The 25940-nt window shown below is 67.8% G+C and carries 27 protein-coding genes; 12 read left to right on the top strand and 15 right to left on the bottom strand.

Annotation, left to right across the window (positions count from 1 at the left end; genetic code table 11):
- The 6 genes from hemL to rpoH all read left to right on the top strand — a co-directional run bounded on the left by hemL (position 1) and on the right by rpoH (position 6968).
- Entirely contained in the window at positions 1 to 1284 is a 1284-nt protein-coding gene (gene hemL, locus ED208_RS12940) for a glutamate-1-semialdehyde 2,1-aminomutase (protein ID WP_123212461.1), read from the top strand.
- The gene (locus tag ED208_RS12935) at positions 1281 to 3311 is read left to right on the top strand and encodes a VTT domain-containing protein (protein WP_123212339.1); all 2031 of its coding nucleotides are present in this window, start codon (positions 1281 to 1283) and stop codon (positions 3309 to 3311) included. Before hemL ends, ED208_RS12935 begins: the two co-directional genes overlap by 4 nt.
- A 4-nt stretch (positions 3312 to 3315) precedes the next feature.
- Positions 3316 to 4254, top strand: a complete 939-nt coding sequence (gene ftsY, locus ED208_RS12930; protein WP_123212338.1) for a signal recognition particle-docking protein FtsY — start codon at positions 3316 to 3318, stop codon at positions 4252 to 4254.
- 79 nt (positions 4255 to 4333) lie between these two features.
- The gene (ftsE, locus tag ED208_RS12925) at positions 4334 to 5029 is read left to right on the top strand and encodes a cell division ATP-binding protein FtsE (protein ID WP_436286626.1); all 696 of its coding nucleotides are present in this window, start codon (positions 4334 to 4336) and stop codon (positions 5027 to 5029) included.
- The gene (gene ftsX, locus ED208_RS12920; protein WP_123212336.1) at positions 5016 to 5975 is read left to right on the top strand and encodes a permease-like cell division protein FtsX; all 960 of its coding nucleotides are present in this window, start codon (positions 5016 to 5018) and stop codon (positions 5973 to 5975) included. The genes ftsE and ftsX overlap by 14 nt, the downstream gene beginning before the upstream one ends.
- Before the next feature lie 132 nt (positions 5976 to 6107).
- Positions 6108 to 6968, top strand: a complete 861-nt coding sequence (gene rpoH, locus ED208_RS12915) for an RNA polymerase sigma factor RpoH (protein ID WP_123212335.1) — start codon at positions 6108 to 6110, stop codon at positions 6966 to 6968.
- 189 nt (positions 6969 to 7157) lie between these two features.
- On the opposite strand, the gene ED208_RS12910 is transcribed toward rpoH, so the two are convergent.
- The 6 genes from ED208_RS12910 to ED208_RS12885 are packed head-to-tail and all read right to left on the bottom strand — an operon-like array spanning position 7158 to position 10899.
- Positions 7158 to 7862, bottom strand: coding sequence for an MlaA family lipoprotein (locus tag ED208_RS12910; RefSeq protein WP_123212334.1), 705 nt, complete (start codon positions 7860 to 7862; stop codon positions 7158 to 7160).
- Positions 7859 to 8128, bottom strand: a complete 270-nt coding sequence (locus tag ED208_RS12905) for an STAS domain-containing protein (protein WP_123212333.1) — start codon at positions 8126 to 8128, stop codon at positions 7859 to 7861. The genes ED208_RS12910 and ED208_RS12905 overlap by 4 nt, the downstream gene beginning before the upstream one ends.
- A complete protein-coding gene (locus ED208_RS12900) occupies positions 8128 to 8751 on the bottom strand; it encodes an MlaC/ttg2D family ABC transporter substrate-binding protein (protein WP_123212332.1) in 624 nt (207 codons plus the stop codon). Before ED208_RS12900 ends, ED208_RS12905 begins: the two co-directional genes overlap by 1 nt.
- A 10-nt stretch (positions 8752 to 8761) precedes the next feature.
- On the bottom strand, positions 8762 to 9292 hold the full coding sequence (gene mlaD, locus ED208_RS12895; RefSeq protein ID WP_123212331.1) for an outer membrane lipid asymmetry maintenance protein MlaD: 531 nt from the start codon (positions 9290 to 9292) through the stop codon (positions 8762 to 8764).
- A 42-nt stretch (positions 9293 to 9334) separates the two neighbouring features.
- Positions 9335 to 10087, bottom strand: a complete 753-nt coding sequence (mlaE, locus tag ED208_RS12890) for a lipid asymmetry maintenance ABC transporter permease subunit MlaE (protein ID WP_123212330.1) — start codon at positions 10085 to 10087, stop codon at positions 9335 to 9337.
- Entirely contained in the window at positions 10084 to 10899 is an 816-nt protein-coding gene (locus tag ED208_RS12885; protein ID WP_123212329.1) for an ABC transporter ATP-binding protein, read from the bottom strand. The genes mlaE and ED208_RS12885 overlap by 4 nt, the downstream gene beginning before the upstream one ends.
- 153 nt (positions 10900 to 11052) lie before the next feature.
- Here ED208_RS12885 and ED208_RS12880 point away from each other — a divergent pair, with 153 nt between their 5' ends.
- Entirely contained in the window at positions 11053 to 11340 is a 288-nt protein-coding gene (locus ED208_RS12880) for a hypothetical protein (protein ID WP_123212328.1), read from the top strand.
- Here the strand turns inward: ED208_RS12880 and lipB are convergent.
- The 9 genes from lipB to ED208_RS12835 all read right to left on the bottom strand — a co-directional run bounded on the left by lipB (position 11337) and on the right by ED208_RS12835 (position 21010).
- On the bottom strand, positions 11337 to 11984 hold the full coding sequence (gene lipB / locus ED208_RS12875) for a lipoyl(octanoyl) transferase LipB (RefSeq protein WP_123212327.1): 648 nt from the start codon (positions 11982 to 11984) through the stop codon (positions 11337 to 11339). The two genes, ED208_RS12880 and lipB, sit on opposite strands and share 4 nt — an antisense overlap.
- 13 nt (positions 11985 to 11997) lie before the next feature.
- A complete protein-coding gene (locus tag ED208_RS12870) occupies positions 11998 to 13134 on the bottom strand; it encodes a D-alanyl-D-alanine carboxypeptidase family protein (protein WP_123212326.1) in 1137 nt (378 codons plus the stop codon).
- A gap of 163 nt (positions 13135 to 13297) precedes the next feature.
- Positions 13298 to 14170: a septal ring lytic transglycosylase RlpA family protein gene (locus tag ED208_RS12865; RefSeq protein ID WP_199720613.1), complete on the bottom strand. Its 873-nt coding sequence runs from the start codon at positions 14168 to 14170 to the stop codon at positions 13298 to 13300.
- Complete coding sequence (locus tag ED208_RS12860) at positions 14167 to 15177, bottom strand: lytic murein transglycosylase (protein WP_123212325.1); 1011 nt, start codon at positions 15175 to 15177, stop codon at positions 14167 to 14169. Before ED208_RS12860 ends, ED208_RS12865 begins: the two co-directional genes overlap by 4 nt.
- On the bottom strand, positions 15174 to 16307 hold the full coding sequence (gene rodA / locus ED208_RS12855; protein WP_123212324.1) for a rod shape-determining protein RodA: 1134 nt from the start codon (positions 16305 to 16307) through the stop codon (positions 15174 to 15176). Before rodA ends, ED208_RS12860 begins: the two co-directional genes overlap by 4 nt.
- Positions 16307 to 18490 carry a penicillin-binding protein 2 gene (gene mrdA, locus ED208_RS12850; RefSeq protein WP_123212323.1) on the bottom strand — a complete coding sequence of 728 codons (2184 nt, stop codon included), beginning with the start codon at positions 18488 to 18490 and terminating at the stop codon, positions 16307 to 16309. Before mrdA ends, rodA begins: the two co-directional genes overlap by 1 nt.
- Positions 18487 to 18969, bottom strand: a complete 483-nt coding sequence (gene mreD / locus ED208_RS12845) for a rod shape-determining protein MreD (RefSeq protein WP_123212322.1) — start codon at positions 18967 to 18969, stop codon at positions 18487 to 18489. The genes mrdA and mreD overlap by 4 nt, the downstream gene beginning before the upstream one ends.
- Entirely contained in the window at positions 18966 to 19892 is a 927-nt protein-coding gene (mreC, locus tag ED208_RS12840; RefSeq protein ID WP_123212321.1) for a rod shape-determining protein MreC, read from the bottom strand. Before mreC ends, mreD begins: the two co-directional genes overlap by 4 nt.
- A 77-nt stretch (positions 19893 to 19969) precedes the next feature.
- Positions 19970 to 21010 carry a rod shape-determining protein gene (locus tag ED208_RS12835; protein WP_123212320.1) on the bottom strand — a complete coding sequence of 347 codons (1041 nt, stop codon included), beginning with the start codon at positions 21008 to 21010 and terminating at the stop codon, positions 19970 to 19972.
- Positions 21011 to 21148: 138 nt separating this feature from the next.
- Between ED208_RS12835 and gatC the strand changes: the two genes are divergently transcribed.
- From gatC to ED208_RS12810, 5 genes are all read left to right on the top strand, one after another.
- Entirely contained in the window at positions 21149 to 21436 is a 288-nt protein-coding gene (gene gatC / locus ED208_RS12830) for an Asp-tRNA(Asn)/Glu-tRNA(Gln) amidotransferase subunit GatC (protein WP_123212319.1), read from the top strand.
- An 84-nt stretch (positions 21437 to 21520) separates the two neighbouring features.
- On the top strand, positions 21521 to 22975 hold the full coding sequence (gene gatA, locus ED208_RS12825) for an Asp-tRNA(Asn)/Glu-tRNA(Gln) amidotransferase subunit GatA (protein ID WP_123212318.1): 1455 nt from the start codon (positions 21521 to 21523) through the stop codon (positions 22973 to 22975).
- 3 nt (positions 22976 to 22978) lie between these two features.
- Complete coding sequence (gatB, locus tag ED208_RS12820) at positions 22979 to 24424, top strand: Asp-tRNA(Asn)/Glu-tRNA(Gln) amidotransferase subunit GatB (protein WP_123212317.1); 1446 nt, start codon at positions 22979 to 22981, stop codon at positions 24422 to 24424.
- Positions 24425 to 24566: 142 nt separating this feature from the next.
- Positions 24567 to 25445 carry an Hsp33 family molecular chaperone HslO gene (hslO, locus tag ED208_RS12815; protein ID WP_158608546.1) on the top strand — a complete coding sequence of 293 codons (879 nt, stop codon included), beginning with the start codon at positions 24567 to 24569 and terminating at the stop codon, positions 25443 to 25445.
- Positions 25442 to 25903, top strand: a complete 462-nt coding sequence (locus ED208_RS12810) for an SET domain-containing protein (protein WP_123212315.1) — start codon at positions 25442 to 25444, stop codon at positions 25901 to 25903. Before hslO ends, ED208_RS12810 begins: the two co-directional genes overlap by 4 nt.
- Positions 25904 to 25940 lie beyond the last annotated feature (37 nt).

Raw genomic sequence — 25940 nt, 5'->3', positions numbered from 1 at the left:
ATGAGCCAATCCGAAATCCTGTTCGAGCGCGCCCGGGGCAGCATCCCGGGCGGGGTCAATTCGCCGGTGCGCGCCTTTAAGGCGGTGGGCGGCACGCCGCGCTTCATCGCCGCCGCCGACGGCGCCTGGATCACCGACGCCGATGGTCAGCGGTACGTCGACTACATCGGCTCCTGGGGGCCGATGATCCTCGGCCACCAATACCCGGCGGTGGTCGAGGCGGTGCGCCAGCAGGCGCTGGTCGGCTTCTCCTACGGCGCGCCGACCGAGGCCGAGATCGAGATGGCCGAGCTGCTCTGCGCGCGGGTGCCGCACCTGGAGATGGTGCGCATGTGTTCCAGCGGCACCGAGGCGACCATGAGCGCCCTGCGCCTGGCGCGCGGCGCCACCGGCCGCAGCCGCATCCTCAAGTTCGAGGGCTGCTACCACGGTCACGGCGACGCCCTGCTGGTGAAGGCCGGCTCCGGCCTGTTGACCTTCGGCGTGCCGACCTCGCCGGGCGTGCCGGCGGCGCTGGCCGAGCTGACCCTCACCGCCACCTTCAACGAGCTGGACACGGTGGAAGCCCTGTTCAGCCGCTACCCCGACGATATCGCCGCGGTGATCGTCGAGCCGGTGGCCGGCAACATGAACTGCGTGCCGCCGGCGCCGGGCTTCCTGCAAGGCCTGCGCGCGCTCTGCGACCGCTACGGCGCGCTGCTGATCTTCGACGAGGTGATGACCGGCTTCCGCGTGCATCCGCGCTCGGCCGCCGGCCTCTACGGCGTGCGGCCCGACCTCATCACCCTGGGCAAGATCATCGGCGGTGGCCTGCCGGTGGGCGCCTTCGGTGGCCGTCGTGAAGTGATGGAGCAACTGGCGCCGCTGGGGCCGGTCTACCAGGCCGGCACGCTGTCGGGCAATCCGCTGGCGATGGCCGCCGGCCTGGCGCTGCTGCGCGCCTTGGCCGACGAAACCATCTACCAGCGCCTGGAGGCGCGCACCGCGCAGCTCCTGGCGGGCCTCAGGGCGGCGGCCGCAGAGGCCGGGGTGCCGTTCACCACCACCCAGGTCGGCAGCATGTTCGGGCTCTACTTCAGCGCCGGCCCGATTCGCGGCTACGCCGACGTTGCCGCCTGCGACCTCGCCGCCTTCAACCGCTTCTTCCACGCCATGCTCGACCGTGGCGTCTACCTGGCGCCCTCGGCCTATGAGGCCGGCTTCGTCTCCGCCGCGCACGGCGAGGCCGAGATCGAGCACACGCTCAAAGCCGCCCGCGAGAGCTTCAGCCTGTTGCGCGGATGACTGAACTCGCGCACCAGTTTCTCGACTGGATCAGCGCCAACCCGGGGGCGGCGCTGGCGCTGCTGTTCTTCGGCTCGGCGCTGGACGCGATTTTCATCGTCGGCGCCTTCGTGCCGGCCGGCGTACTGCTGTTCGGCGTCGGCGCGCTGATCGGGCTCGACCGCCTGGCGCTCTGGCCCTCGGTGCTGCTGGCCGCCAGTGGCGCGGTGCTCGGCGACGCGCTGTCGTTCTGGCTCGGCCGGCACTATGGCGAGAAGCTGTTCGAGCACCGCTGGCTGGCGCGCTATCCCGACACCCTGGCGCGCAGCCGGCGTTTCTTCGAGCGGCACGGCGGCAAGGGGGTGATGGCGGCGCGCTTCCTGGGGCCGGTACGGGCGATCACGCCGGCCCTGGCCGGCGCCTCGCGGATGCCGACCTGGCTGTTCCTGCTCACCGACGGTTGCGCCGCTATCGTCTGGGCCTTCGCCTATCTCGGGCCGGGCATCGCCTTCGGTGCCTCACTGGAGTTGGCCGCCGAAGTGGCCGGCCGGCTGGCGCTGCTGGTGGTGGGGCTGTTCCTGATGGCCCTGCTGGCCTTCGCGCTGGCGCGCGGCCTGGTCGCCAGCCTGGCCAAGCACGCCGAGCACTGGCTGGGCCGCCTGCTCGACTACTCGCGCCGGCACCGTCGGCTGGGCCGTTTTGGCGCTGCGCTGGCCGACCCCTATCAGCCGGAGACCCCGGTGCTGGCGCTGCTGGCGGTGCTGCTGAGCCTGCTCGGTGGTCTGCTGCTGATCCTGTGCCTGGGCAGCGCCCTGCACGCGGCGCCGCTGTGGCTGGATGCCGCCACCTACCAGAGCCTGCGCGAGCTGCGCAGCCCCTGGGGCGTCGGTCTGGCGGCATTGCTGGTGCAGTTGGGCGACTGGCGCGTCTATGGCGCGGTGGGTCTGGTGGTACTGCTGGGCCTGGCCGCCGGGCGCCAGCCGCGGGCAGTGGCGCACTGGCTGGCGGCGGCGGGCTTCGGCGCCCTCTTGTCGTTCGGCATGGGCCTGGTGCCGCTGCTGGCGCCGCCGCACGTCTACTTCCAGCATCCGCCGACGGTGCCTGGCGCCGGCCGCGATCTGCCGCTGGCGATCACCCTCTACGGCTTCCTGGCGGTGGTGCTCACCACCGGCCGGCCGCCGCTGCTGCGTGCGCTGGTCTATGGGCTGGCGATCACCCTGGTCGGCCTGCTGACGCTGGCGCAGCTTTACCTGGGCATGGTCTGGCTCAGCCAGGCGGTGGCGGTCACCCTCACCGGCGTGGTCTGGGTGGCCTTGCTGGGCCTGGGCTACCGGCGCCACCGGGCCCGCCCGGTGCCAGGTGGTGCTTTCCTGCTGCTGGTGCCGGTGGCGATCTGCCTGGCCTTCGTGCTGCGGCCGCCGGCGCCCGAGGGTGCGGTGCCGCCGGATGCCGGGCTGATCGAGCAGCGCATGCCGGAAGACGTCTGGTGGCAGGACGGCTGGCAACAGCTGCCGATGCAGCGCGTGGATCTCGCCGGCCGGGCGCGGCAGCCGTTCAATCTGCAATGGGCGGCTGCTCCGGAGGCGATCCGCGCCAGCCTGGAACGCAGCGGCTGGAGCGCGCCGCCCGGCCTGATCGGCAGCCATGTGCTGCGCTGGCTGTCGCTGGCCACGCCGATGGCGGACCTGCCGCTGCTGCCGCAGGCTCACGCCGGTCGTCACCAGACGCTGCTGATGCGCCGCGACGGCGATGCCAACCGCCAGATCACCCTGCGGCTCTGGGCCTCCGGCGTCGGCACCGACAGCGGCCACCCGATCTGGCTGGGGATGATCGACGTGCAGCAGCGCCGGCGGCTGCTGTACCTGCTCAACGTGCCACTGACCCTGCCCGACACGCCGGACATTCCCAGCCTGCTGCTGCCGCTGTCCGGCATGGACAAGCGTCTGGTCGGCCCGGATCTCTGGCTGCTGCGCCAAACCGACGCGCCGGCCGGCGCCGAGGGCGCGGCGCCGCCACCGCCTACCGTTCTGCCCGCGAACCCTCCGTAAGACCATGTCCGAATCCCTGCTGGGCAAGTTCCGCAGCCGCCTCAACAGCGTCGGCGGCGATAGCTGGCTGAGCCGCGACCTCAGCACCCTGTTCAGTGCCGACGCGCTCAAGGACGACGCCCTGGAGGAGCTGGAAACCCGGCTGCTGATGGCCGATGCCGGCATCGAGGCCACCGACTGGCTGATCGGCCGCCTGCGCAGCGCGGTCAACGCCGGCAAGATCAAGACCGAGGCGCAGTTGCGCAAGGCGCTGCGCGAGGCGCTGCTGGAGCTGCTCCGGCCGATCGCCAAGCCGCTGGTGCTGCCGCCCTTCATCAAGCCCTACATCCTGTTCGTGGCGGGCGTGAACGGCGTCGGCAAGACCACCACCATCGGCAAGCTCGCCGCCCGCTACCAGCGCGAGGGTCGCAAGGTGCTGCTGGCGGCCGGCGATACCTTCCGCGCCGCCGCCGTTCAGCAGCTGACCATGTGGAGCGAGCGCGCCGGGGTGCCGATCCTGTCGCAGGGCGAGGGCGCGGATTCCGCCAGCGTGATCTTCGATGCCGTGCAGGCCGCCAAGGCGCGCGACTTGGACCTGGTGATCGCCGATACCGCCGGCCGCCTGCACACCCAGACGCATCTGATGGACGAGTTGCGCAAGGTCAAGCGGGTGCTGCAGAAGCACGACCCCTACGCGCCGCACGAGGTGCTGCTGGTGGTGGACGCCACCACCGGCCAGAACGCGCTCAATCAGGCGGTGCAGTTCCACGAGGCGATCGGCCTCACCGGCATCGCCATCACCAAGTTGGACGGCACTGCGAAAGCTGGCATATTGCTGGCCATCGCGCGCCGTCTGGCGCTGCCGGTCCGCTTCGTCGGACTGGGCGAGGGAATCGACGATCTGGAGCCCTTCGACGCGGAGACTTACGTCGATGCGCTGATCGGCGAATCGCAGGGGGCTTAGAGCAGGCGCACACCGCGGCGGTAAGCCGCCGCACACCCGGCCGGTTGAGTGCCGGGGCAACCAAACCGACATGCCCGACATCATCCATTTCCACCGTGTCAGCCATCGCTACGAAGGTAGCGGCGATGTGCTCTCGGACGTCACCTTCACGCTCGCCAAGGGTGAGATGGCTTTCCTTACCGGGCCGTCCGGCGCCGGCAAGTCCACCCTGCTCAAGCTGGTGGCGCTGCTGGAGCGGCCCAGCCGTGGCCAGATCGTGGTCAACGGCCAGAACCTGGCGGGCGTGCGGCGCGGCCAGATTCCGGCCTTCCGCCAGCAGATCGGCGTGGTGTTCCAGAACTTCAACCTGCTCTACGACCGCAGCGTGTTCGACAACGTCGCGCTGCCGCTGGTGATCCGTGGCATCGGCCACGACGACATCGGCCGCCGGGTGCGCGCCGCGCTCGATGCCGTGGGCCTGCTGGGCAAGGAGAAGGTGTCGCCGATCACGCTCTCCGGCGGCGAGCAGCAGCGCGTCGGCATCGCCCGCGCCATCGTCGCCAAGCCGCAGTTGCTGCTGGCCGACGAGCCCACCGGCAACCTCGACCCGGAGATGGCACGCGAGGTGATGCAGTTGTTCCAGCGCTTCAACGAGGTCGGCGTGTCGGTGCTGGTCGCGACGCATGCAGTGGGGCTGATCAAGAAGCTGCCCTACCGGGTGATCCACCTGGAACGCGGCCAGCTGACCACGCGGCAGTCGCCGGAACTGATGGAGAAGACCGTTGACTTCGGCTAGTGCCCGCGCCGGCGCCGAGCTGCGCCCCAATTTCCTCAGCCGCTACCTGCAGGCGCATGTGCGCGAGGTGGTGTTCACCCTCGGGCGCTTCTACCGCAATCTCTCGGGCGCGCTGCTGACCTGCTTCGTCATCGGCATCACCCTGGCGCTGCCGGCCGGTCTGCACTGCCTGGTGCGCAATGTCGATGCCCTGGGCTATTCCTGGGAAACCACCTTGCAGGCCTCGCTGTTCCTGAAGGACAGCACCACGCCCGAGCAGGGCCGCGAACTGGCGCACCGGATCAAGGGGCGCCCCGGCGTCGCCGACACCGCCTATCTTTCTCGCGAGCAGTCGCTGGAGGAGTTCAAGGCGCTGTCCGGGCTCGGCCAGGCGCTGGACCTCTTGGACAGCAATCCGCTGCCGGCGGTGATTACCGTCACCCCGATCAAGGGCATCGAGCGCACCGCGCTGGACGCCTTGGTGGTGGCCCTGGGCCAGCAGCCGGAGGTAGAGGTCGCCAAGCTCGACCGCCGCTGGCTGGAGCGCCTCTACGGCGCCCTGGCCCTGGTCGAGCGACTGGTGCTGGTGATCGCCGGGGTGTTGTCGCTGGCGGTCATTGTCATCGTCGGCAACACCATCCGCCTGGACATCGAGGCCAAGCGCGCCGAGATCGAGGTCATGAAGCTGATCGGCGCTACGGATGCCTTCATCCGCCGGCCCTTCCTCTACACCGGCCTCTGGTACGGCCTGGTCGGCGGCGCCATCGCCTGGCTGCTGGTGCAGGGCATGGTGCTGGCCCTGAACGGCCCGGCCAGCTCCCTGGCCGGCCTCTACGGCTCCGCCTTCCGCCTGCAGGGCCTGCCGCTGGACGCCACCGCCGTCATGTTCGGCGCCGGCGTGCTGCTGGGCTGGCTGGGTGCCTGGTGGACGGTGTCGCGCCGGCTCCAGGAGATCGAGCCCCGTTGATAGGGGGCTTGCATCGGCGCCATCCGCACAAATGATTTCCCCTTGAACGAGAGCCGGGCGCAACTTATCCGGCACTTAGCAGTCCAATCGGACGAGTGCTAAGCTAACTTCCGTTGATAGGGGGATACACCGATGACCACTGCTCTTGCCCTACGCGCCAACAGCCTGCCCGTCCTGCATGCCGGCAGCTTCGAGGCCTATGCCTCGCAGGTGGCGAAGTTCCCGGTGCTGGAAGCGGCCGAGGAACACCAGCTGGCGGTCCAGCTCAAGCAGTCCAACGACCTCGCGGCCGCCCAGACCCTGATTCTCTCCAACCTGCGCTTCGTGGTGCACATCGCCCGTGGCTACCAGGGTTACGGCCTGAACATCGCCGACCTGGTGCAGGAGGGCAATATCGGCCTGATGAAGGCGGTCAAGCGCTTCGACCCGGACAAGGGCGTGCGCCTGATCTCCTTCGCGGTGCACTGGATCAAGGCCGAGATCCACGAGTACATCCTGAAGAACTGGCGCATCGTCAAGATCGCCACCACCAAGGCGCAGCGCAAGCTGTTCTTCAACCTGCGCGGCGCCAAGAAGCGCCTGGGCTGGATGAACGCGGCCGAGGTGGCGGCGGTGGCCAAGGATCTCAACGTCAAGCCGGAAGAAGTGCTGCAGATGGAGGCCCGTCTCGGCAATGCCGACATGAGCTTCTCGATGACCACGGCCGACGACGAGAACAGCTACGTGCCTGAGGACTACCTCGCCGACGAGCGCAACGACTTCGCCGCCATCGAGGAAGCCGAGTGGCAGGAGGCGCGCGAGGACCGTATGCGCGCCGCGCTGGTGCAGCTCAACCCGCGTGAGCGCGACATCCTGGCCCGCCGCTGGCTGGCGGACGAGGGCGAGAAAGCCGGCCTGCAGGAGCTGGGCGACGAGTACGGCGTGTCCGCCGAGCGCATCCGCCAGATCGAATCGGCGGCGATGAAGAAGCTGCGCAAGGCCATCGAAGCCTGATTTGCGGCGGTCCGCCTGCCGGGCGGCCCGATACCGCTGCTGCGCTGCTCGCTGTACTTGAGTACGGCCCTCGCTGCTCGAATCGGTATCGAGCCTGCTCACAACGGCGGCTCGTTGGCAAATGAAGCCATGGATGCAGCGCAACGAAAAAGCCCGCCGATTGGCGGGCTTTTTTTTGTGCGCTGAGGTCTAGTCGCCTTCGTCCCCGTACATCAGCTCGCGCGGCGGATTGCCGTCATAGACCTTGCCCAGCCGCTGCTGCAGGTAGGCGGTGCGCACGAAGATGTAAGGGTCGATGGCGTTGTCGATCAGGGAGTCGGCGCTCAGGTAGCGCGAGCGGGTATCGACCAGATCCAGCGCGGTCATCGGCAGGTCGACCGAGTCCTCCACATAGGGGCCGGTGCCGGTGTAGTAGTCGCCACCGCGCCCCATCAGGTCGCGGTTGGTGGTCGGACCGAGCAAGGGCAGCATCAGATACCAGCCAGGGCCGATTCCGTAGCGGCCCAGCGTCTGGCCGAAGTCCTCGTCGTGACGGGGCATGCCGGCGTCGGTGGCAACGTCCATCAGGCCGGCGAAGCCGGCGGTGGAGTTGAGCAGGAAGCGGCCGGTATCGGAAGCGGCCTGCAGGGGTTTGCCCTGCAGCAGGCCGTTGACGATGTTGCGCGGCTCCTTGAGGTTGTTGAAGAAGTTGCTGACGCCGCGCTGGGCGAGGTCGGGCACCACTTCGCCGTAGCTCCGCGCCACCGGCCGCAGCACATAGCGGTCGGCGCCACGGTTGAAGCTGAACATGGCGCGGTTGAACGGCTCCAGCGGGTCGGACGGATCGTCGGGCGGCGTGTGCGCGCAGGCGGAAACCGCCAAGGCTAGAGCCAGACTGAGGAAGCGGAAATTCATGCGGACTCCGTGACGGTGAGTACCGACTGCAATTCGAAGAAGCGCACCAGGTCCAGCAGTTGCGGCGGCAGGCCGGTGAACTGCAGCGGCAGACCGGCAGAACGGGCGCGGCGGGTCAGTTCCAGCAACAGGCCCAGGGCGGCGCTGTCGGTCTGGGTGACACCGGACAGATCCAGACTGCCGGCGCGGGCCCAGGCATCGGCCTCGGCCAGACGCTGCGGCACCGTACGCAGGCTCAGTTCGCCAGTGATGCGGAGGCTGTTCATCAGGCGCCCTTGGCGCTTTCCTTGAGGTAGTCGCCGCCGCTCTCGACCCGCTGGATCAGGCCGTCGAGGCCAGACTTCTTGATCTCGGCGTTGAACTGGCTGCGGAAGTTGGTGACCAGGGAGAGGTTCTCGATGATCACGTCGTAGATCTTCCACTCGCCGTCGCTGCCCGGGCGCATCGCGAAGGCCAGGTTGACCGGCGGCGCGTTCTTGCGGATCAGCTTGGCGCGCACCGTCGCGTCATTGGCATCGGCGGCCAGGCGCAGCGGCTGGAACTCGGCTTCCACCGAGTCGTAGTTCTCCAGCAGTGCGTCGGCGTAGCTGCGGATCAGCGAGTTCTTGAAGGCGTTGGCGAAGCGCGTGCGCTGGTCCTCGTTGGCGGTACGCCAGTTCTTGCCGAGCACCAGCTGCGCGATGTAGCGCACGTCGAAGTGCGGCACCAGCTGCTGGTCGACCACGGCGTAGAACTTGGCCTTGTCGGCCGAATAGGCCTGATGGTTGGCGCGGATCAGGTCGCGTATTTCCTCGGTGGCCTGCTTGACGGTGGCGTCCGGCGCCAGCGGCGCGGCCTGGGCACTGCCCAGGCTCAGGATCAGCAATAGCGGTAGTAGAAAGCGTTTCATGGAACCCTCCTTAGGGCTTCTTCGTTGTCGGGGTCACGGCTTCGGCGAGTTTGCCCAGGGCCTCGGCGAGCTTGTCGTCCTTCTTTTCGGTCATCGAGGCCACCAGCTGGCCGATCAGGTTTTCCAGCACCAGCGCCGACTGGGTCAACTGGATGTCATCACCCTGCTTGAGCGAATTCTCGTCGCCGCCCGGCTCCAGCCCGATGTACTGCTCGCCGAGCAGGCCGGCGGTAAGGATCTTGGCGCCGGAATCCTTGGGGATGTTGCTGTAGGACTTGCTGATGTCCAGGCTGACGATCGCCTCGAAGCTGTTCGGATCAATGCTGATCTTGTTGACCCGGCCGATGGTGACGCCGGCAATCTTCACGGCGTTGCCGGGCGAGAGCTTGCCGATGTTCTCGAACTTGGCGGTGACCGTGTAGGTGCCGCCGCTGCCGCCGACATCCTTGAGACTGGCGACCCGCAGGGTCAGCACCAGCACGGCGGCGACGCCGAGGCAGACGAAAAAGCCGACGAGGATTTCCAGAGCGCGGGAGTGCATGGCATTGATCCTGTAAACGGGGTACTGAATCCGGGGTGAACGTCAGAGCATCAGGGCGGTGAGCACGAAGTCGAGCGCGAGCACCGACAACGAGGAGATCACCACGGTATTGGTGGTTGCACGGGCGACGCCGCCGGAGGTCGGCTCGGCGTGATAGCCCTGGTAGACGGCGATCCAGGAACAGGCGAGGCCAAACACCAGGCTCTTGATCATGGCCTCGCGGATGTCCTCGAACTCCAGGGACTGGTGAATGCCGGCCCAGTAGCTACCGGCATCGACGCCCAGCAGGGTGACGCCGATGGCATGGCCGCCGGCCACGCCGATGGCCATCATGCTGAAGATGAAGGCCAGCAGCGGCATCGAGATCAGCCCGGCCAGGAAGCGCGGCGTGATCACCCGGCGCATCGGGTCCACCGCCATCATCTCCATGCCGGAGAGCTGGTCGGTGGCCTTCATCAGGCCGATTTCCGCCGCCAGCGCCGAGCCGGCGCGGCCGGCGAACAGCAGGGCGGTGACCACCGGGCCGAACTCGCGAACCACCGCCAGCGCCACTGCCACGCCCAGCGATTCCGGTGAGCCGAACAACTGGAGCGTGTGATAGAACTGCAAGGCCAGCACCATGCCGACGAAGCTGCCGGACAGCACGATGATGACCAGCGACAGCACGCCCACCGAGTAGATCTGCTGGGCCAGCAGGCGCGGTCGCAGCAGGGTCTGCGGCACCGCCAGCAACAAGCTGAACAGGAAGAACTGGGCGCGCCCCAGACTTTGCAGGAAGCTGCTGATGGCGCTCATGCGCGCGCTCCCAGGAGGTCATCGGCGTAGGGCGCCGCCTTGTAGTGGAAGGGCACCGGGCCGTCCGGCTCGCCGCGCAGGAACTGCTGCACCCAGGGCGACTCGGAGTCACGCACGGTGTCGGGTTCGCCGACGCCGAGCACCTTGCCGCCGGCGATCACGTAGACGTGGTCGGCGATGGACATCACCTCCTGCACGTCATGACTGACCACGATGCTGGTCAGCCCCAGCGCGTCGTTGAGCGAGCGGATCAGCCGCATCAACACGCCCATGCTGATCGGGTCCTGGCCGGTGAAGGGTTCGTCGTACATCACCAGTTGCGGGTCGAGCACCACCGCGCGCGCCAGCGCCACGCGCCGGGCCATGCCGCCGGACAACTGTTCGGGATACAGATCGCGCGCGCCGCGCAGGCCGACGGCGTTGAGCTTGAGCAGTACCAGGTCGCGGATCAGCGCTTCCGGCAGCGCGGTGTGCTCGCGTAGCGGGAAGGCGACGTTCTCGAACACGGTCAGATCGGTCAGCAGGGCGCCGTTCTGGAACAGCATGCCCATGCGCTTGCGCAGCTCGAACAGCTGCGGCCGGGGAATGCTGTGGACCTCGGTGCCGTCGAAATGGATCTGCCCCGCGCTCGGCCGCCATTGGCCGCCGATCAAGCGCAGCAGCGTGGTCTTGCCGGACCCGGAGGGGCCGAGGATGGCCGTGACCTTGCCGCGCGGGATGTCGAGATCGATCCCGTCGTAGATAACGCGCGGGCCGTGCGAAAACTTGAGGCCCCGCACGCGCACCAGGGTGCTGTTGGAGTCGTTGGTCATGCGTAGGGCGTCAACTGAAGGAGCGGAGCAGCGTTAAGAGCTGGAATCGAGAGGGTCAAATGTTACCGGGCGGTATTGTATGCCATCCGCCCGCGCGGCCCTGATTCTTTTGGTGATTGTGTCTACGTCTTGTCTGCTCTATTGGATGCCGTCATGCGCCATCGGTTCCCCGGCCTGTTGCTGTCGCTGATCGCGGGCCTGTTGTTGGCGGCCTGCGCTTCCGGCGGCGCGCCGCCTCGGCCCGGGTCCGCCCCCGCCGGCCTTGCCGCCGCCGAACCTTCGCGGTATCCGCTGGACGGCTGCCAGGGGACTCGGCGGACCAAGCCGGAGAACGCGCGGGCCTGTGCCGAGCGCGATACGCAGAGCGAGCAACCCAGTCTCGAGCCGCTGATGCCACCGCTGTCCAGCATGCCCACGCTTCCCGGCGGTTTGATCCGCTAGGCCGGGTTGGGGTTTGAAGGTGGGGCTCGCAGCTGCCGCAGCAACTGCCCGAGCAGATCCTGGCCGACCTGGGCGACATCGCCGGGGCCGCCGAGATCGGAGACCTGGGTCATCGCCAGCCCGCTGTAGCCGCAGGGATTGATGCGCGAGAACGGCTCCAGGTCCATCGCCACATTCAGGGCCAGGCCGTGCATGCTGCGGCCCTGGCGCACCCGCAGGCCCAGCGAGCCGATCTTGTGCCGCCGGCCCGCCAGATCGATGTAGACGCCCGGCGCCTCGCGGTCGGTGTAGGCGGCGATGCCGTAGCCGAGCAGGGTATCGACCATTGCCTGCTCGATGCGGCTGACCAGGCTGCGCACGCCATAGCCGCGACGGACGATGTCGATCAGCGGATAGGCCACCAGCTGCCCGGGGCCGTGGTAGGTGACCTGACCGCCCCGGTCGCTCTGCACCACCGGGATGTCCCCCGGCATCAGCAGGTGCTCGGGCTTACCGGCCTGCCCCTGGGTGTAGACCGGGGGGTGTTCGAGTAGCCAGATCTCGTCCGGCGTCTCGGCGCCGCGCTCCTGGTTGAAGCGGCGCATCGCCTCGAAGCTGTCTTCGTAGGCGACGCTGCCGAGATGCCGGACGCGGATTTCGTCCACGCGGCGCGGGAACTCAGGCGAACCAGAGGCGGATGGTGTCAATCAGCCGCTTCCACCAGCTGCCGCCTTCCACCGCCTGAAGCACCACCAGGGGTTCGCTCTTCACCAGCTTGCCGTCCACCGAGATGTTGACGGTGCCGATGCGCTGGCCCTGGCTGAGCGGAGCGATCAGGGTGCCGTCGACCTGCGGTTTGGCCTCCACCTTCTCCGCCGCGCCGCGCGGCAGCGACAGGTAGATCGGCTCCAGCGTGCCGACCTGCACCTCGTCGACCAGACCCTTCCAGACCCGCACGCTGCCCGAGGGCTGGTCGGCGCCCAGCAGCTTGACGCTCTCGAAGAAGCGGAAGCCCCAGTTGAGCAGCTCCAGGCTGGCTTCGGCGCGGTACTTGGTGCTTTCGGTGCCCATCACCGAGGCGATGAGTCGGCGACCGTCCCGCTGGGCGGAAGACAGCAGACAGTAGCCCGCCGAGGCCGTGTGACCGGTCTTGATACCGTCGACGCTGCGGTCCATCGTCAGCATGATGTTGCGGTTGCCCTGCTTGATGCCGTTGTAGGTGAAGTCCGGCAGCGAGAACCACTTGTAGTAGTCGGGGAAGTCGCGGATCAGCGCCAGGCCGAGCAGGGTCACGTCGTGGGCGGTGGTGTAGTGCTCGGGGTCGGGCATGCCCGGCGCGTTCATGAAGTGGCTGTTCTTCATGCCCAGCTTGGCGGCGTACTGGTTCATCAGATCGGCGAAGGCGCCTTCGCCACCGGCGACATGCTCGGCCAGCGCCACCGAGGCGTCGTTGCCGGACTGGGTGATGACGCCGTGCAGCAGGTCTTCCACCTTCACCCGCGAGCCGACGTTGAGGAACATCCGCGACTCGCTGGAGTCGATGCCCTGGCGCCAGGCCTTTTCGCTGATGAAGGCCATGTCGTCGAGCTTGACCCGGCCCTTCTTGATCTCGTCGAAGACGATATAGGTGGTCAGCACCTTGGTGATCGAGGCCGGCTCGACCCGCGAGTCGGAATTGCTCTGCGCCAGGATCTCGCCGGACTGGAAGTCCAGCAGCGCCCAGCTCGCGGCGCGCAGCGCGGGCGGATCGGGAATGGCGGCCTGGGCGGTGGTCAGGGCCGTGGCGGCGGCAAGGGCGAGCAGGAAGCGTTTCATCGAAGACCGGAGAGGGTGTGGAGTGGAGAGCGCGCGGCAGCGCCGGCTCGGCGGGAAAGGCGCGTCGCCGCCTGGCGAGGCGCTGCGCTAGTTTACTGCGACGCCGGCGGTCTGAGGTTCAGAGGCCGTTAAGGTGTCTCCGGGGCACAGCGTGACCGCGCCGCTACTCGGCGACCGGATTGGCCATGATCTTCTGGGTCTGTAGCTTGCGGCGCGCCGCTTCCAGACTGGAAAAGTCGCGGAACGGGCCGGCGCGCAGCACCTGTTCCTCGCCATCGCCGGCGGCGTTGGGTTCGGCGATCAGCTCGGTCTTGGCGATGCCCAGACGGTTCAAGCGTTCCTGCAAGGCGATGGCCTCGATGGGGTCGTCGAAACGACCCACTTCCAGATAGCGCGGGCGGCCGGCGCCCTCCTCGATCGACTGGTTGCCTTGATCGGGGGTGAGCACCTCCAGCAGCACATCGGAGGAGCCGTGGTGCAGCAGGTCGATCTTGGCGGCGGCGGCGTAGGAGAGATCGACGATGCGCCCGGGGTGGAAGGGGCCACGGTCGTTGATCTTCACCACCACACTGAGGTTGTTGGCGAGATTGGTGACGCGGGCATAGGTCGGCAGCGGCAGGGTCTTGTGCGCGGCGGTCATCGCGAACATGTCGTACTTCTCGCCGCTGGCGGTGCGCCGGCCATGGAATTTCTTGCCGTACCAGGAGGCGCGTCCGCGCTCCTGGTAGTTGCGCGGGACCTCCGTCAGCACCTCGTAGCGTTCCCCCAGCGCCTCGTAGCTGGGCGGATTGCCGTATCTGCTGCGCGGCTCCTCGCGCGGCACCGCGTCCGGGGTGTTGGCGACATCGGCGGGAATCTCGTCGCTGCTCGGCGCGTAGTCCTTGTCCGGGGTCGGACAGTTGGCGCAACGCTTGCCCGCCACCACCGGCGCCATCCGGGTGTTGCTGGTCTTGCCCGGGGTGGCCGTTGGCGGGCGGCTGGCGCAGCCCACGAGCAGCAGGGCCGCCAGCGCGGCTAGACAGGAGGCCTTGTTCACGATCCGGCCTGAGCCTGCTGCAACTCGGCGGCGAGCTGGGTCACCGCCATGGCGTAGAACACGCGCGGGTTGTAGGACATCACCGCGTAGAAATTCGGCAGTGCCAGCCAGTATTCCGGGCCGTTCGGGCGCGGCAGCTCGACCAGGCCGGCGGGCAGGTCGGGGCTCAGCTCGGCGGCCGATTCCACCCCGAACCGCTGCCAGCCGGCGATGGTGGCGTTGGGCTTGCGCAGATTGCGCTCGGGCGCGTCGCTGGCCAGGTTCACCGCGCGTACCGGCGCCAGCAGCGGCTCGCCACGGCGCCAGTGCATGGCCGGCCGATCCGGCGGCACGTAGTTGTTGAAGTAGCGGGCGATGGAGCCGATGGCGTCGGGGATGCTCCAGAGATCGACCCGGCCGTCGCCGTCGTAGTCCACCGCCAGGCTCAGGTAGTTGCTGGGCATGAACTGGGCGGCGCCCACCGCGCCGGCGTAGGAGCCCTTCACCGCCGTCGGCTCGAAGCCGAAGTTGCGGCAGAACGCGAAGTACGCCGCCAGCTCGCCGAAGAAGAACGGCTGACGGGTCGGGTGTTCGTAGCCCTGGGTGACCAGCGCGTCCAGCACCCGGTGCCGGCCGGTGTAGCTGCCGTACTTGGTTTCCACGCCCATCACCGCCGCGATCACCACCGGCGGCACGCCGTACTCGGCCTCGGCACGCTCGAAGTAGGGCGCGTAGTCCCGCAGCAGTTGCACGCCGCGCTCGGCCTGCTTGGGGAAGACGTGCAGGGCGCGGTAGTCGTCCCAGTAGACGCTGGTGGTTTCCTTGTTCTGGCGCTCGGCCTGGATCAGCTGCGGCAGCTGCTCGGCCTGGGCCAGGGCCTCGTCGACCTTGGCCAGATCGGCCTCGCTGAAGCCGTAGTCGCGCACCAGCCGCTGGTGCAGCTCGGCGGTCTTGGGATGGTCGCGGTAGTCGGCCTGTGCAGCCGTGGTCAGGGCGAGCAGCAGCAGTGCGGGAAGGACGGACCTCACGAGCTCAGGAGCTTCCGGTGGGTATGGATGGACATCAGCATACCGAAGCCGGCGAGCAGGGTGACGGCCGAGGTGCCGCCGTAGGAGAGCAGGGGCAGGGGCACGCCGACCACCGGCATCAGGCCCATGACCATGCCCATGTTGATGAACACGTAGATGAAGAAGGTCAGCGCCAGCGAGCCGGCCAGCAGGCGCTGGAAGCTGTCGTGGCCGCGCAGGGCGATGAACAGGCCGCGGCCGACCACCAGGGTGTAGAGGGTGAGCAGCAGGATCACGCCCATCATGCCCATCTCCTCGGAATACACCGCGAAGATGAAGTCGGTGTGCGATTCCGGCAGGAAATCCAGCTTGGCCTGGGTGCCGTTCATCCAGCCCTTGCCGAACACGCCGCCGGAACCGATGGCGATCTTGCTCTGGGTGATGTGGTAGCCGGTGCCGAGTGGGTCGCGCTCGGGGTCGAGGAAGGTCAGCACCCGCTGGCGCTGGTAGTCGTGCAGCCGGTACCAGAGCACCGGCGCGGCGGCGGCGACTGCGGCCAGGGCGCCGAAGATCCAGCGCCAGCCGAGGCCGCCGAGATAGAGCGCGAAGCCGCCCGAGACGATGATCAGCAGGGCAGTGCCGAGGTCGGGTTGCAGCATCACCATCACCGCCGGAAAGCCGATGATCGCCAGGGTGATCAGCACCACCCGCCAGCTCGGCGGCAGGGGGCGGCCGTGCAGCCAGGCCGCCACCATCATCGGCATGCCCAGCTTCATCATTTCCGAGGGCTGGAAGCGGATCACGCCGAGATCCAGCCAGCGTTGCGCACCCTTGGCGTGGTCGCCCAGCACCAGCACCAGCGACAGCAGCACGCAGGCCGCGCCGTAGAACCAGGGCGCGGCGGCGCGGTAGTAGTCGGGCGGCACCTGGGCCAGGGCGGCCATCACGAAGAAGCCGAGCAGCAGTCGCTGCAACTGCGCCAGCAGGGCGTCCAGCGAATGCCCGGAGGCGGAGTAGAGCGTCACCAGGCCGACCACGCCGATGCTCACCAGCAGGCTCAGCAGCCAGAGGTCGATGTGTAGACGCTGCAGGCGCTCGCTCCAGCTGGCGGGCGTGCGCGGAGTGGGTGTGAAGGCGGTGCCGGTATTCATCAGTGATCTCCGTGCGGCGCCGACGGCCTGGCCGGATCGTCCTCGGACGGCGGATTGACCGCGTCGCCCTGGACCGGCGGCGGCGTGGCCGGGGTCTGGAAGCCGGCCTCGGCATCATCGACCTCAACCGCGTCGGCCGGGTTCTCGGCGCCGGCTGCCGGGGCTGCCGGTCGCTGCGCCGGGATGGTCAGCAGCGGCGCGCCGGCCGGTGCCGGCGCCGGACCGCCGCGCTCGCTGGGAGTGACGAAGCCATCGAACTCGGTCTCGGCGCCCTCGTCCGGAGCGGCGGCCGGTTCCACCGGCGTCGCCGGCAGCGAGGCGGTGGCGTAGACCACCTTGCCGAGCAGGTACTGATCCATGATCTGGCGCGCCACCGGCGCGGCGACGCTGCCGCCGTGGCCGGCGTGTTCAGCGAGCACGGCGATGGCGATGCGCGGCTTGTCGGTGGGGGCGAAGGCGATGAACCAGGCGTGGTCGCGCAGGTGCTTGGGGGTGGCGTTGAGCTCCGGCGCGTCTTCGTCGGCCTGCGAGAGGCCGGCGACCTGGGCGGTGCCGGTCTTGCCGGCGATGCGGTAGGGCGCGTCCTTGCCGATCCGGTAGGCGGTGCCGCCGGGCGAGTGGGTGACCAGCTCCATCGCCGCGATCACGTCGTCGTACTCGTGCGGCTCGCGCTCGGGCATTGGCGGCAGCGGCTTGGCCGGCACACCGGTGATGTTGCCGGTCAGCGGGTCTTCGATGGCGTGCACCAGGTGTGGCTCGTAGCCGCCACCGCGCATCGCCAGCCGGGCAGTGGCCTGCGCCATCTGCAAGGGCGTGACCTGCCAGTAGCCCTGGCCGATGCCGATGTTGAGGGTTTCGCCGGGGAACCAGGGCTCCTTGCGCACCCGTCGCTTCCAGGCCCGCGAGGGCAGCAATCCGCTGCGCTCGTGCGGCACGTCGATGCCGGTGGCCTTGCCGAAGCCGAACTGCTCCATCACCTCGTCGATGCGGTCGATGCCGAGGCTGGTGGCCAGCTGGTAGTAGAAGATGTCGCAGCTCTTGGCCAGCGCCCAGGGCAGATCCAGGGTGCCGTGGCCGGTGCGTTTGTGGCAGCGGAACTTGCGGCTGGAATTGGGCAGGTAGTAGGTGCCGTTGCAGGTCACCCGCTGGCTGCTGCTGGTCTCGCCGTAGAGCAGGCCGGCGAAGGACATGAACGGTTTGATGGTGGAGCCGGGCGGGAAGGTGCCCTGCAGCGCGCGGTTGTAGAGCGGCCGGCTGGGGTCGTTCTGCAGCGCGCGGTAGTTCTTGGTGCTGATGCCTTCGACGAAGGGATGCGGATCGAAGCCGGGCTTGCTGACCAGGGTCAGCACCTCGCCGGTCTGCGGGTCGATGGCGGCGATGGCGCCGTCCAGTTCGCCGAGCGCGCGCTCGGCGATGTTCTGCAGGCGGGCGTCGAGGCTCAGGTAGAGGTTGCGGCCGGGCGCACCGGGGCGTTGTTCGAGTTCGCGCAGGGGGCGGCCGGCGGCGTTGGCCTCGACGATGCGCGCGCCGGGTGTGCCGCGCAGTTCGTCCTCGTGGCTCTTCTCGACGCCGAGCTTGCCGATCTGGTTGATGCCCTGGTAATCGCGCTCGTTGAGCTTGGCGTAGTCGGCCTCGGAGATGCCGCCGACATAGCCGATCACATGGCTGGCGGTGGGCCCCATGGTGTAGGTGCGCGACAGCCCGGCGGTGATGTCGACGCCCTTGAAGTTGTAGCGGTTGATCTCGAAGCGCGCGACTTCTTCCGGGTTGAGGTTGGTGCGCAGCGGCACGCCACGGTAGCGCGGGGTCTTGCGCACCCGGTCCTTGAAGCGGGCGATGTCGCCGGGCGTGAGGCCCATCACCGGCGTCAGTTGCTCCAGCAGGGCGTCGAGATCCTCGACCTGTTCGCGGGTGACTTCCAGATTGAACGAGGGGCGATTCTGCGCCAGCAGCGCGCCGTTGCGGTCGTAGATCAGGCCGCGCACCGGCGGCATCGGCACCACCCGCATGCGGTTGTCGTCGGCGCGGGTGCTGAAGTAGTCGTGTTGCAGCACCTGGAGATCGGCCAGGCGGGCGATCAGCAGCAGGATCAGGAACAGCAGAACGATGGCGGCGACCAGCACCCGGCCGGAGAAATTGCGCTTCTCTTCGTAGAGATCCTTGAGCGCGTCGTAGCTGTTCATGGCCTGCCGCGAGGGCCGCGCAGCGCGTCCATGGCGCTGCACACCAGCGGCCAGAACAGCACCGTGGTGATGATCGGCAGGAAGCGCAGGCTGGGCTCGGCGGCATGCCGGGCCATGCCGTCAAACCAGAATTGCAGCAGCGCGTAGACCGCCCACACCGGGGTCAGCGTCAGGGTCTGCTGCCAGAGCGGGAACAGGCCCAGTGAGCTGCGCAGGCGGGTGAGGGCATAGGCGAGCAGGATCAGGCCCATCGCGTGCTGGCCCAGCGGCGTGTTGTAGAGGGCATCGCAGCCCAGGCCGGTGAGGAAGGCGACCAGGGTCATCGGCAGGTTCGGGCCGTAGAAGGCCCAATAGCCGATCAGCAGCGCCACCCACATCGGCCGCAGCGCGCTGAGGCCGTCGGGCAGCGACACCACTTGCAGCATCAGTGCGATCAGCAGGCTGATCGCGAACAGGCCACGGGTCAGGGCGGCGGTCATGGCTTGGCTCCGGTCGCAGCCGCTGCGCCGGGGGTGCCCGGTGTTGGGGCCGCTTCGGCGGCGGCCGGCAGAGCCGGCTCGGGGCGCTCGCTCCAGACCAGCAGCGCCTGGCGACCCTGGTCGAGCCGCGCGGCCGGATAAGCGCTGGCCTGCATGAAGTGCTCGCCGGTGGTGCGCCGCACATCGAAGATTTCACCGACCGGATAGCCGCCCGGGAAGCGCCCGCCCAGCGAGGACGACACCAGGAGGTCGCCGACCTTGACGTCGGCATTGCCGGGCAGGAAGGGCAGGCTCAGTACCCGGCCGTCGCCGCCGCCACGGGCGATGGTCTGCAAGCCGGTGCGGTTGATCTCCACCGGGATACCATGGCCGGGATCGGTGATCAGCATTGCCGTGGAGCCGGTGGGGTAGACCCGGATCACCTGGCCCATCACCCCGTAGGCATCGACCAGTGCCTGGCCCAGGTAGACGCCATCACGCGCGCCCTTGTTGAGGCTGATCTGGTGCCGGTAGGGGTCCTGGCTGGTGGCGACAATCTCGGCGATCAACACCTTCTCTTCGAGTGCCGAGGAGGACGCCAGCAGCTGGCGGATACGGCGGTTTTCCGCCTCCAGCGCGGCGAAGCGCAGCAGGCGCGCCTGCTGCTTGAGCTGCTCTTCCTTGAGCTGGCGGTTTTCGCTCAGCAGCGACTGGTAGGAGCGCACGCCAGCGGTGGCATTGCTCACGCCCTGCGGGACGGCCGCCAGCCATTGCACCGGTTGCAGCAGCCACTGGATGCCGCCGCGCACCTGCAACAGCAGGTCCGGACTGCGCTGGTCGGCAAACCAGAGGCCGAAGGACAGCACCAGCAGCAGCAGGGTGCGGAAACCGAGCCCCGGTCCACGCGGGAACAGGGGTTGGGCGGCGCGGCGGGAACGGGCCATCAGCGGCTATCCATCAACCCGGCGAGGGGCGAATCCTGCGTGCGAATCGACGAACGCGCGCTCACCGGGCGGGGCTATCAGTCAATATTGAACTTGTCGCCCTGCTGGTCGAGCATGTCCAGCATCATGCCGCCGCCGCGCGCCACACAGGTCAGCGGGTCGTCGGCGATGATCACCGGCAGGCCGGTTTCCTCGCTGATCAGCTTGTCCAGATCGCGCAGCAGCGCGCCGCCACCGGTGAGCACGATGCCGCGCTCGGCGACGTCCGAACCCAGTTCCGGCGGGGTGCGCTCCAGCGCCTGCTTGACCGCCTTGACGATGCCGGCGAGCGGCTCCTGCAGGGCGTCGAGCACTTCGTTGGAATTCATCGTGAAGTTGCGCGGCACGCCGGCGGCGAGGTGACGGCCGACAATGTCGATCTCGTGCACTTCGTGGCTGGGGAAGGCGGTGCCGATTTCCTGCTTGATGCGCTCGGCGGTGGCTTCGCCGATCAGCATGTTGTACTGGCGGCGCACGTAGCTGACGATGGCTTCGTCGAACTTGTCGCCACCGATGCGCACGCTCTCGGCGTAGACGATGCCGTCGAGCGAGATCACCGCGACTTCCGAAGTGCCACCGCCGATGTCGACCACCATCGAGCCGCGCGCCTCGCTGATCGGGATGCCGGCGCCGAGCGCGGCGGCGATCGGCTCTTCAATCACGTAGACCTTGCGGGCGCCGGCGTTCTCCACCGATTCGCGGATCGCGCGGCGCTCGACCTGGGTCGAGCCGTAGGGCACGCAGACCACCACGCGGGTCATCGGCCGCATCATGTGGCGGCCTTTCTGCACCTTGCGGATGAAGTGCTGCAGCATCTTCTCCGTCACCGTGTAGTCGGCGATCACGCCGTCGCGCAGCGGGCGGATGGTGGAGATGTTGGTGGGCGTGCGGCCGAGCATGCGCTTGGCGTCGATGCCCACCGCTTCGATCTTCTTGGCGCCGCGGGCGTCCAAGCGGATGGCCACGACCGAGGGCTCGTTGAGCACGATGCCTTCGTCACGGACGTAAACCAGGGTGTTCGCAGTGCCGAGGTCAATCGAGAGATCGTTGACGAACAGGCGGCTGATGGCGTCTAACATCTGAGGGTGATTCCGGAAGCAGGGGGGATGGGCCGCTGGCGGCCGGGTGAACATGCTACGCGTCCAGTGTCGTGCAGCCCTCCGCTGCAAACACTAAAATTGTGCATCTGCACATCATATCAATGATTTTTGCCCCCGATGAGCCTGACCCCCGAACAAGTGCAGCAAGTTGCCCACCTCGCCCGGCTGGAGCTGAACGCCGAGATGGTCCCGACCTACGCCCAGCAGATTTCCAACATCCTGGCGATGGTGGACCAGCTCTCCGCCGCCGATACCCAGGGCGTGAGTCCCATGGCGCATCCCCTGGGCCTGACCCAGCGCCTGCGCCCGGACGTGGTCACCGAGCCCAACCGTCGCGAGGCCTACCAGGCCCACGCCCCGGCGGTCGAGGACGGTCTGTTCCTGGTGCCGAAAGTCATCGAGTAGTTTCGTGGGACGGGTGCGGTGGGGCGCAGGACGTCTTGCCGGGCCCTTGCGTCTCGCCCCCAGCAGCCCCATTTCCAAGCGCTCATGCACACTCTCTCTTTGAACGAGCTGGCCGCCGGCTTGAAAGCCCGCAAGTTCTCCAGCCGCGAGCTGACCCAGCACTACCTGACCCGCATCGCCGAGCGCGATGGCGCGCTCAATAGCTATGTCACCGTGACCCCCGAGATCGCCCTGGCCCAGGCCGATGCAGCCGATGCCCGGCTGGCCCGTGGCGAGGCCGGGGCGTTGACCGGCATCCCGCTGGCGCAGAAGGACATTTTCTGCACCGAGGGCGTGCGTACCGCCTGCGGTTCGAAGATGCTGGACAAGTTCATCGCCCCCTACGACGCCACCATCGTCAAGAAGCTGCACGCCGAGGCCGGCATGCCGCTGCTCGGCAAGCTGAACATGGACGAGTTCGCGATGGGCTCGTCCAACGAGACCAGCTTCTACGGCCCGGTGAAGAACCCCTGGGATCTGGGCCGCGTGCCCGGCGGTTCCAGCGGCGGCTCGGTGGCCTGCGTCGCCGCCGGCCTGGCGCCGGTCGCCACTGCCACCGACACCGGCGGCTCGATTCGCCAGCCCGCCGCCTTCACCAATCTCACCGGCATCAAGCCGACCTACGGCCGGGTGTCGCGCTACGGCATGATCGCCTTCGCCTCCAGCCTCGATCAGGCCGGCGTGGTGGCCCGCTCGGCCGAGGACGCGGCCTTGGTGTTGCAGGCCATGTCCGGCTTCGATCCGCTGGACTCCACCAGTCTGGAGCGTCCGGTCGATGACCTGGTTGCCGGTCTGGGGGCGTCGATCAAGGGCCTGAAGATCGGCCTGCCGAAGGAGTACTTCGCCGACGGTATGTCGGCGGCGGTGCGCGCCGGCGTCGAGTCCGCCATTGCCCAGCTCAAGACCCTGGGCGTGGAGTTCCGCGAGATCAGCCTGCCCAATGCGCCGCTGTCGGTGCCGACCTATTACGTGGTCGCGCCGGCCGAGGCCAGCTCCAACCTCGCCCGCTTCGACGGCGTGCGCTACGGCCACCGCAGCGTCGAGGCCAGGAATCTGGAAGAGCTGTACAAGAAGAGTCGTGGCGAAGGCTTCGGTGCAGAAGTGCAGCGCCGCATCATGATCGGCACCTATGTGCTCAGCCACGGCTATTACGACGCCTACTATCTCCAGGCGCAGAAGGTCCGCAAGCTGATCTACGAGGACTTCAAGCGCGCCTACACCGAGGTGGATCTGATCCTGGCGCCGTCCACCACCGATGTTGCCTTCCCGTTCGGCGACAAGTCCGACGATCCGGTGGCGATGTACCTCAACGACATCTACACCATCGCCGCCAACCTCGCCGGCATTCCGGCGATGAGCCTGCCCTGCGGCTTCAGCGAGGGCCTGCCGGTCGGCTTCCAGTTGATGGGCAATTACTTCGACGAAGGGCGCCTGCTCAACGTCGCGCATCAGTTCCAGTTGGCGACGGATTTCCATCGCGCCACTCCGAAGGGTTTTTAAGCCATGAGCAGCATTCCTGCCGGCTGGGAAGCGGTAATCGGACTCGAAGTCCACTGCCAGCTTCTCACCAAGACCAAGATCTTTTCCGGTGCCTCGACCACCTACGGTGCCGAGCCCAACACCCAGGCGGATGCGGTGACCCTGGGCCTGCCCGGCGTGCTGCCGGTGCTGAATCGCGAGGCGGTGACGATGGCCGTGAAGTTCGGCCTGTCGGTGGACGCCAAGATCGCCGAAACCTGCGTGTTCGCGCGCAAGCACTACTTCTATCCGGACCTTCCCAAGGGCTACCAGATCAGCCAGTACGAGCTGCCGATCGTCGAGCAAGGCCATCTCGACATCGAGGTCGATGGCGTCGCCAAGCGCATCGGCATCACCCGCGCGCATCTGGAAGAGGACGCGGGCAAGTCGCTGCACGACGCCTTCCCCGGCTTCACCGGCATCGACCTCAACCGCGCCGGCACGCCGCTGATCGAGATCGTCTCCGAGCCCGACATCCGCAACAGCGCCGAGGCGGTGGCCTATCTCAAGAAGCTGCACCAGCTGGTGGTGGCGCTGGGCGTGTGCGACGGCAACATGCAGGAAGGCAGCTTCCGCTGCGACGCCAACGTCTCCGTGCGCAAGCCCGGCGCGCCGTTCGGCACCCGCACCGAGACCAAGAACATCAACTCCTTCCGCTACGTGCAGCAGGCCATCGACTACGAGATCGAGCGCCAGATCGAGGTGATCGAGGCCGGTGGCAAGATCAATCAGGAAACCCGGCTGTTCAATCCGGATACCGGCGAGACGCGGGCGATGCGGTCGAAGGAAAACGCCAACGACTACCGCTACTTCCCCGATCCCGACCTGCTGCCGGTGGTGGTCACCGCCGCCGACCAGGAGCGCATCCGCGCCTCGATGCCGGAGCTGCCGGCGGCCAAGAAGGCGCGCTTCGAGAGCCAGTACGGCCTGTCCGCCTACGACGCCAACCTGCTGACCAGCGAAAGCGCGCTGGCCGACTACTACGAGACCGTGGTCAAGGTCAGCGGCGCCGAGGCCAAGACCTGCGCGAACTGGGTGACCGGCGATCTGCTGGCCGCGCTCAACAAGTCCGGCAAGGCCATCGAGGACTCGCCGATTAGCGCGACGCAACTGGCCGGCCTGGTCGCCCGCATCGCCGACAAGACCATCAGCGGCAAGATCGCCAAGGACGTGTTCGAGGCGATGCTGGCGGGCGAGGGCGACGCCGACGCGATCATCAAGGCCAAGGGTCTGGTGCAGATCACCGACGAAGGTGCGATTGCCGCCGCCATCGACGCGATCATCGCCGGCAACCCGCAGCAGGTCGCCGATTACCGTGGCGGCAAGGACAAGCTGTTCGGCTTCTTCGTCGGCCAGGCGATGAAGGCCACGCAGGGCAAGGCGAATCCGGAAGCGCTGAACCGCATCCTGAAAGAAAAGCTGGCCGGCTAGAGCTCGTGAATAAATCCACCGCGCTACCGATCCGCTTCGTCATGCGGTGCTCGAAATCCTCACGCACTTCAGTGCGCTGCGGTTTCTGCGCTCCTATTCCTCGCGGCTCGGCATGCTCGCGACGATTTCTCCCCGAGCTCTGATGGCAAACCGTCTGCTGCCGTTCCTCATCGAGAACCGCGGGGTTCGCGGCTTTGCCGTCGAGATCACCGAGGGCATTCCCGATCTGCTGGGCTGGCGGGATTACCCGCCGGACGTGTTCCGGCAGTTGGGCCATGCCTTGGCGGCGACCCCTTTGCTGGCGGCTGATCTGCGCCAGGACGCGCGTCTGAACCTGCAATTCCAGGGCAAGACCGGCGAGGACAGCGAGCCGCCCCTGAAGCTGCTGGTGACGCAGATCGACTCACAGTTGCAGTTGCGCGGCATGGCCAAGTGTGGTCCGGGCGCCAGCGGTGATTTCCAGGCACTCATGGGCGGCGGCACCCTGGCTTGCCTGATCGAGCCCCGCCACGGCGGCGAGCGCTACCAGGCGCTGGTCGGCGTGTACGGGGATTCCCTGGCCGAGGCCTTGCAGATTTACTACGGTCAGTCCGAGCAATTGCTGACCCGCGTGCGGCTCGGTGCCGCGCCGGACCGCTTCGTGGGCTTGATGCTCCAACGCCTGCCGGAGAACAGCAGCGACGACGATTGGGTTCACGTACACCATCTGGTGCAGACCCTGGAAGAACCGGAACTGCTGGCCACCGAGGCCGAAACCCTGTTGCGTCGTCTGTTCGCGGAAGACACCGTGCGGGTGTTCGAGGCCCGGCCGATCCAACTGCAGTGCCAGTGCAGCCACGCGCAGATCTCCGCGATGCTGCTGGGCCTCGGCGAGGAAGAGCTCAAGCCGCTACTGATCGAACGCGGCCGGGTGGATGTCACCTGCGAGTTCTGCGGCAAGGAATACGCTTATCGCGAGGTCGAGGTGCGCGAGCTGTTCGCGGCCTCGCAGGCCCAGCCCGCCGAACACCGGCTGCAATGATCCTGCCGCGTTACCGGGTCGAGCCTTCGCGCATCCCGGGCGCCGGCAAGGGTCTGTTCCTCGACGAGCCGGTGGCGCGTGGCCGGGTCATCGTCGCCCCTGACAACATCCATACCGTCTGGCCGGAGGCGCGCCTGCGCCAGTACCCGGCGGATTCCGTCGAGGTCGAGTCGAGCGTGCGCTGGTTCGAGGACCAGTTTTCGCTGACTCCGGAGTGGAGCGACGAGTGCTACGTCAATCACTCCTTCACGCCGACCGCGCTCTGGCACCTGGGCTTCATATTCGCTGGCGACGATCTCGCCGCCGGTATCGAGGTCACCGTCGACTACCGGCTGGTGATCGGCAGCGGCGAGGTGATGCCCTTCCGCGATGCGGTGAGCGGAAGGGAGATTGTCGGGCTCGACTGGCAGGAAAACCTTCGCAGCAGTGCCGGCCGGCTCCTGCAACTACTGGCTTAGAAAACAAGAAAGGCCCGCCGCGTTGCCGCAGCGGGCC

Source organism: Stagnimonas aquatica (assembly GCF_003730135.1).
GTDB classification, from domain to species: Bacteria; Pseudomonadota; Gammaproteobacteria; order Nevskiales; family Nevskiaceae; genus Stagnimonas; species Stagnimonas aquatica.
Note: the sequence above shows the minus strand (reverse complement) of the source record. Positions and strands in the feature narration are given on the sequence as shown.

What these genes read in the sequence shown, in the direction of transcription:
- hslO (WP_158608546.1), top strand. Translation starts at nt 24,567, where the DNA reads ATGGCAAACCGTCTGCTGCCGTTCCTCATCGAGAACCGCGGGGTTCGC.
- gatA (WP_123212318.1), top strand. Translation starts at nt 21,521, where the DNA reads ATGCACACTCTCTCTTTGAACGAGCTGGCCGCCGGCTTGAAAGCCCGC.
- ED208_RS12935 (WP_123212339.1), top strand. Translation starts at nt 1,281, where the DNA reads ATGACTGAACTCGCGCACCAGTTTCTCGACTGGATCAGCGCCAACCCG.
- gatB (WP_123212317.1), top strand. Translation starts at nt 22,979, where the DNA reads ATGAGCAGCATTCCTGCCGGCTGGGAAGCGGTAATCGGACTCGAAGTC.
- ED208_RS12835 (WP_123212320.1), bottom strand. Translation starts at nt 21,010, where the DNA reads ATGTTAGACGCCATCAGCCGCCTGTTCGTCAACGATCTCTCGATTGAC.
- mreC (WP_123212321.1), bottom strand. Translation starts at nt 19,892, where the DNA reads ATGGCCCGTTCCCGCCGCGCCGCCCAACCCCTGTTCCCGCGTGGACCG.
- ED208_RS12900 (WP_123212332.1), bottom strand. Translation starts at nt 8,751, where the DNA reads ATGAAACGCTTTCTACTACCGCTATTGCTGATCCTGAGCCTGGGCAGT.
- mrdA (WP_123212323.1), bottom strand. Translation starts at nt 18,490, where the DNA reads ATGAACAGCTACGACGCGCTCAAGGATCTCTACGAAGAGAAGCGCAAT.
- ED208_RS12905 (WP_123212333.1), bottom strand. Translation starts at nt 8,128, where the DNA reads ATGAACAGCCTCCGCATCACTGGCGAACTGAGCCTGCGTACGGTGCCG.
- mlaD (WP_123212331.1), bottom strand. Translation starts at nt 9,292, where the DNA reads ATGCACTCCCGCGCTCTGGAAATCCTCGTCGGCTTTTTCGTCTGCCTC.
- ED208_RS12885 (WP_123212329.1), bottom strand. Translation starts at nt 10,899, where the DNA reads ATGACCAACGACTCCAACAGCACCCTGGTGCGCGTGCGGGGCCTCAAG.
- rpoH (WP_123212335.1), top strand. Translation starts at nt 6,108, where the DNA reads ATGACCACTGCTCTTGCCCTACGCGCCAACAGCCTGCCCGTCCTGCAT.
- ftsY (WP_123212338.1), top strand. Translation starts at nt 3,316, where the DNA reads ATGTCCGAATCCCTGCTGGGCAAGTTCCGCAGCCGCCTCAACAGCGTC.
- rodA (WP_123212324.1), bottom strand. Translation starts at nt 16,307, where the DNA reads ATGAATACCGGCACCGCCTTCACACCCACTCCGCGCACGCCCGCCAGC.
- hemL (WP_123212461.1), top strand. Translation starts at nt 1, where the DNA reads ATGAGCCAATCCGAAATCCTGTTCGAGCGCGCCCGGGGCAGCATCCCG.
- mreD (WP_123212322.1), bottom strand. Translation starts at nt 18,969, where the DNA reads ATGACCGCCGCCCTGACCCGTGGCCTGTTCGCGATCAGCCTGCTGATC.
- ED208_RS12910 (WP_123212334.1), bottom strand. Translation starts at nt 7,862, where the DNA reads ATGAATTTCCGCTTCCTCAGTCTGGCTCTAGCCTTGGCGGTTTCCGCC.
- ED208_RS12810 (WP_123212315.1), top strand. Translation starts at nt 25,442, where the DNA reads ATGATCCTGCCGCGTTACCGGGTCGAGCCTTCGCGCATCCCGGGCGCC.
- ED208_RS12880 (WP_123212328.1), top strand. Translation starts at nt 11,053, where the DNA reads ATGCGCCATCGGTTCCCCGGCCTGTTGCTGTCGCTGATCGCGGGCCTG.
- gatC (WP_123212319.1), top strand. Translation starts at nt 21,149, where the DNA reads ATGAGCCTGACCCCCGAACAAGTGCAGCAAGTTGCCCACCTCGCCCGG.
- mlaE (WP_123212330.1), bottom strand. Translation starts at nt 10,087, where the DNA reads ATGAGCGCCATCAGCAGCTTCCTGCAAAGTCTGGGGCGCGCCCAGTTC.
- ED208_RS12870 (WP_123212326.1), bottom strand. Translation starts at nt 13,134, where the DNA reads ATGAAACGCTTCCTGCTCGCCCTTGCCGCCGCCACGGCCCTGACCACC.